4 protein-coding genes are annotated in these 3960 nt (G+C 44.6%); all 4 read left to right on the forward strand.

Translation table 11 applies throughout. The annotated features are described in order from the left end of the window. Positions 1 to 56: 56 nt before the first annotated feature. The 4 genes from QZ334_RS07350 (at position 57) to QZ334_RS07365 (ending at position 3897) form a co-directional block, all read left to right on the forward strand. Positions 57 to 998 carry a metal ABC transporter solute-binding protein, Zn/Mn family gene (locus QZ334_RS07350; protein WP_295233235.1) on the forward strand — a complete coding sequence of 314 codons (942 nt, stop codon included), beginning with the start codon at positions 57 to 59 and terminating at the stop codon, positions 996 to 998. Between the two features lie 108 nt (positions 999 to 1106). Next, complete coding sequence (locus tag QZ334_RS07355) at positions 1107 to 1838, forward strand: metal ABC transporter ATP-binding protein (protein ID WP_119208837.1); 732 nt, start codon at positions 1107 to 1109, stop codon at positions 1836 to 1838. Continuing rightward, complete coding sequence (locus QZ334_RS07360; protein WP_295233239.1) at positions 1835 to 2800, forward strand: metal ABC transporter permease; 966 nt, start codon at positions 1835 to 1837, stop codon at positions 2798 to 2800. The genes QZ334_RS07355 and QZ334_RS07360 overlap by 4 nt, the downstream gene beginning before the upstream one ends. Next, positions 2797 to 3897, forward strand: coding sequence for a metal ABC transporter permease (locus QZ334_RS07365; RefSeq protein ID WP_295233241.1), 1101 nt, complete (start codon positions 2797 to 2799; stop codon positions 3895 to 3897). Before QZ334_RS07360 ends, QZ334_RS07365 begins: the two co-directional genes overlap by 4 nt. The last annotated feature ends 63 nt before the right edge of the window (positions 3898 to 3960 follow it).

Below are 3960 nucleotides of genomic sequence, written 5' to 3' on the forward strand. Positions count from 1 at the left end.
AAATAAACAAGATTATTAACGTTTTCAAATTAGTATCTATAAAAAGGAGGTTTATTATGAAATTCAATCGAATCTTACTAATCGTCGTATCATTAGCACTTATGTTATTCGCATTAGCAGGCTGTGGAAAAGATGCAGCCCAAGACAATCAGAAAAAATTAAATGTTGTAGCTACTACTACAATGTTAACAGATTTAGTAAAAGAAATTGGCGGTGATCATGTATCCGTCCAAGGACTCATGGGACCTGGCGTAGACCCTCACCTCTACCAAGCTAGCGCCGGCGATGTAACAACCATGTCTAAAGCAGATGTTGTCGTATACAACGGCATTCACTTAGAAGGTAAAATGGGTTCCATTTTCGACAATTTAACAAAACAAAATAAAGCTACTATCCGCGTATCCGACGCTATTGATCCAGCCACTCTACTCGACTTTGATGAAGAAGATGGCGTGAAAACTAAAGACCCTCATATTTGGTTCGATGTAGCTAACTGGAAACTTGCTGCCAAAGCAGTTTACGAAGGTCTTGCGAAAGCAGATCCAGCTCACAAAGAGGATTTCAAAAAACGCTATGATGCATACCTCACTAAATTAGATGAAACAGATGCATATATTAAAGCACAAGCAGAATCTATTCCTAAAGAATCTCGCGTTCTCGTAACAGCACACGATGCCTTCCAATACTTTGCTCGCGCTTATGGCTTTGAAGTAAAAGGTTTGCAAGGTGTAAGTACTGCTACAGAAGCAGGCACACAAGATGTGAATGAACTTGTTCAATTTATCGTAGATCACAAAATTAAAGCGATTTTCGTAGAATCTTCTGTACCACACAAAACAATTGAAGCCGTTCAAGAAGCAGCTAAGGCTAAAGGCTGGAACGTTGCTATCGGTGGTGAATTATACTCCGACTCCCTCGGTTCTGAAGGCACTGAAGGCGGCACATATATCGGTATGGTAAAAGCCAATATCGATACCATCGCTAAAGCACTTAAATAACAAATAACATTTCAAAACAAGGACGACATAAAAGGTATGTCCCTATGTAAGTACACGTGCTACTAGTAATACATTGCTAGTAGCACTCATTAGCAAAAGGAGGTCTCTATGGAATGGGCCGTTGAAGTTGAAGATATGACCGTAGCCTATACGACAAAACCCGTATTATGGGACGTAGATATGAAGGTACCCATCGGTTCCTTAGCGGCCATCGTCGGCCCGAATGGGGCCGGAAAATCTACATTATTAAAGGCCATGCTCGGCCTATTAACAGTTATCTCAGGTAGTGTTAAGTTTTATATCGATCACCACTTAGCGATGGATAAACATGATTACAAGAAAATCGCTTACGTCCCTCAAAGTGGTAGTGTCGACTGGGACTTTCCTACTACCGTATTAGATGTTGTACTCATGGGACGTTATGGTCATCTAGGTTGGTTCAAACGACCAAGTAAAAAGGATAAAGAACTAGCCCTATCCATGATCGATAAAATGGGCATGAGTGATTATGTAAACAGGCAAATCCGTCAGCTTTCAGGGGGCCAACAACAGCGTGTATTCCTCGCGAGAGCCCTCGTACAAGAAGCCGACATTTACCTCATGGACGAACCTTTCAAAGGCGTCGATAAAACGACAGAACACGCTATTATCTCCCTTTTACAAGAAATGAAAGCGCGTGGCAAAACGGTTATCGTCGTACACCACGATTTAAATACGGTACCTCAATATTTCGACTGGGTAACGATGGTGAACAAACAGACCGTTGCCTACGGCCCTGTAGCAGATACGTTTACAGAGGAAGCCATCGAGCGCACCTACGGCAAGGGGAGGATTGTATGACTATACTCCAATCCTATACGACGCAGATGGTACTGCTAGGTACGGCTTTATTAGGGCTCGCTAGCGGTATCGCTGGCACCTTTGCAGTACTGCGCAAGGAAAGCCTCATCGGTGACGGTCTCTCCCATGCGGCACTACCTGGTGTAGTTATCGCCTTCTTGCTAACAGGCATAAAGGATATTGAGGTTCTCATCGCTGGGGCTGCCCTATCCTCGATTACTGCAGCTTGGCTCATTACCATTACCGTCGAAAATAGTAAAATCAAATTTGATGGCGCTTTGGCCACTATCTTATCGGCCTTCTTTGGACTCGGCATGGTCCTCCTCACCTACGTACAAAGTCTAAATAACGCAGGGCAAGCGGGGCTTTCAAAATTTATATTTGGACAGGCCGCCACTATATTAGCTCGCGATGTGTACATTACATCGGCGGCAGCGCTCATCATTATCGTTTTAACAGCCTTATTTTGGAAGGAGCTAAAACTCATTTCCTTTGACGTAGAATACGCTAAAACTTTGCAAATTCCTGTCACCTTTACCCTCATTTTATATCGTTCACTATTGATCATGACCATTATCATCGGCATTCAGTCGGTAGGGGCTATCTTGATTAGCTCTCTACTCATTGCACCGGCCGTAGGAGCCCGTCAGTGGACGAACAAGCTAGGAACCATGTGTATACTAGCAGGATTCTTTGGCATGGTATCTGCTATCGGCGGCACTATCTGGAGTACATCAGTACAAAAACTACCTACAGGTCCAGCCATCATCGTCATCCTGTCGGTTATCGTCCTATTGAGCCTCATTTTTGCACCTAATAGAGGCATCTTGTGGCAATATCGTAAAAACAAACAATCAAAACGAGCTTTATTATCTGAAACTGCGAGAATAAGCCCTGCTGATTTACAACAAAAGATATATAGAGCTGAGGGCGGACAGCCTCATATAGGAGGTGCCCCATGACAGTACATACAGAGATTTTACTCATCGCCATTGCGGTCTCCATTGCATGCGCTATCCCCGGTGTATTCCTCGTGTTGCGCCGCATGTCCATGATGGCCGATGCCATTACGCACACTGTATTCCTCGGCATCGTACTCGCCTTCTTCGTAACAGAAGACTTAAACTCGCCCTTGCTTCTAGTAGGGGCAACACTAGTCGGCGTAGGCACTGTATGGCTTACAGAAATGATCCATAACACGGGGCTCGTCAACGAAGACGCGTCCATTGGTATCATCTTCCCCCTCCTCTTCTCTATCGCCATTATCCTCGTCAGTCTCTACAGCGGCAACGCACATCTCGACGTAGATACAGCATTACTGGGAGAAATCGCTTTCGCTCCATTCGATAGGTGGATTGTAAACGGCACAGACTTAGGGCCCGTATCACTATGGATTTCCTTAGGGGTAGCACTTATCAACCTCGTATTGGTAATGCTCTTCTACAAGGAACTGCAGCTATCCACTTTTGATCCACTACTAGCAGGGCTTTTCGGCTTTATGCCCGCCCTCATCCATTACGTGCTCATGACCATGGTATCCCTCACCGTGGTGGCATCCTTCCAAGCGGTCGGTGCCATCCTCGTTATTGGACTCATGATCGGCCCAGCAGTCATCGCTTATTTATGGACCGACTCTGTGAAAGCCATGCTCATTAGCAGTATCATCATCGGCATTATCTGTGCCGTCATCGGTACGGAAGTTGCTTTCACACTAGACGTATCCATTGCAGGCGCTATCGCAACGACCATAGGACTCGCCCTATTAATCGCCGTTATATGTACGCCAAAGACGGGCTATATCGCCACCTATCGGCGCCAACGCCACTTGCGCCGTCACTATCGAGAAATGATGATGCTCTGTCACATCTATACCCATATGAATACGCCAATCGCGGCCACAGAAAATGGCATCGGCACCATTCACGAACACCTGAATTGGAAGCCAGACTATACACACCAAGCCGCATCACACCTTAAGAAACAAGGTCTCTTGTATGTGACAAATGGGTACTACATGCTCACCGATAAAGGTGTAGCGCAGGTAAAGGAAATCATTTAATTAATTTTATTTAATTAATTTTATTTAATGAATGTTAATTAGACGCCTTCAAAAATATATATT

This window comes from Veillonella sp. (genome assembly GCF_019414865.1).
In the GTDB taxonomy this organism is placed as follows: domain Bacteria; phylum Bacillota; class Negativicutes; order Veillonellales; family Veillonellaceae; genus Veillonella.